Here is a 1418-nt window from a genome sequence, read left to right as displayed (position 1 = left end):
CGGCGCCACGGGCCGCCTCGACGGCCCGGGCTGGGACGCGGCCCGGTGGGGCGTCACCGCCTTCGGGCTGGTCGTCCTGGTCCTCACAGCGGGCTTCGCGACCGCCGTCGCGCGGGCCAGGCCCGCCCTCAGCCCGACCGTCGCCGTCGCCGAGCGGTCGGCGCCCGACCTCTATCAGCTCGTCCGCGACCTGGCGGACCGGCTCGGCGTGCCCGCCCCCTCCGCGATAGAGCTGACGCCGGACTGCGACAGTTGGCTGGAGGACCGTACGCACCCGGCGCACGCCCTTCCCGGCACCGCCGGGCGGCGCAGGGTGCCGGCCGCGCCCGTTCTTGTCATCGGCTCGCCCTTCCTGTGGTGGATGCGGGTCGCCGAGCTGCGCGCCGTACTCGCGCCGGTCGTCGCCGGTACGGGTCCATCCGCGCACCCCGACATAGCCGCGGCCCGGCGGTTCGTCCGTGGCCTCGACGCGGCGGCCGTGGGTCCGCGCCCCGGGCACGGGGTGATACGGAAGGTGGCGTTCGGCTTCGTCGGCCGGGTCGCCAGGACGCTGCTGCGCGGCTGCGGCGAGCACGCCACGCTGATGGAGCGCGGTGTCGCCTCCGCCGCTTCCGAGCGCGCCCAGGCCGTGGACTACGGGCTGCGTATCCAGGCCCAGGAGCAGGTCGGCCTCGCCTACGCGGGCTGGGACCGGCTGCTGACCCGGGTCGCCCTGCCCGCCTGGCGGATGGGCCGGTGGCCGTCCCGGCTTGATGTCGGCGTGGTGTCGGCGCTGACCGAGCTGTCGCGCCGCGACCGGCTCGCCGAGGGGTACGCCTCCCGGCTGGGCGAGCGGCCCGCCTGCGACCTGCTCGAAGAGCCCGGCGCGGCCGACGAGGCCGCCTCGCTGCTGGCCGCACGCCTCTTCCACGGCGGACCCGCCGAGGCGGGGCCCGACTGGTCCCCGGTGGACTGGCAGCAGTACCCGGACGAGGTCGTCGACCGGAAGTGGCGTACGGAGGCGGCCCGGCTGCACCGGGTGCTGGACGGCGCGAGCGTACGGTGCCCGGCCGACCCGGCGGGGCCGACGCTGGCCCGTGTCGTGGAGCACCTCGCGGTGGCACCGGCGGCCGGGACGGCGCCTGGAGCGGCGCCAGGAACGGCGTCCGAGCCCGACGTCGAAGCCGGCCTCACCCCCGAAGCCGGCGGCACCCCCGAAGCGCCCGCCGACACACCGGCCGACGTGCTGGCCGCCGGGATCAGCGCGGAGATGGCCCGCGAGGAGGCGGCGTCGCCCTTCGGAGGGTCGGCGCGGGCGTCCGGCGACGCGCGCGGCCCCGGGGGCGCGGACCCGCTGCCGCTGCTGCCGCTCCAGCCGCCGCGTACGGCACGTGAGCTGCTGACCGACCACGTCACGGCGATGGTCTGCTGCTCCGCCG

Annotated in this window: 1 protein-coding gene; it reads left to right on the top strand. The window is 77.8% G+C overall.

What is annotated here, in order from left to right:
* Positions 1-1418 (top strand): hypothetical protein (locus QR77_RS18330; RefSeq protein WP_173476318.1); only part of this gene is annotated, 1418 nt, incomplete at both ends.

It is taken from the genome of Streptomyces sp. 150FB (assembly GCF_000818195.1).
Lineage (GTDB): Bacteria > Actinomycetota > Actinomycetes > Streptomycetales > Streptomycetaceae > Streptomyces.
The sequence above is the reverse complement of the archived record's forward strand: the minus strand, read 5'-3'. Positions and strand labels throughout refer to the sequence as shown.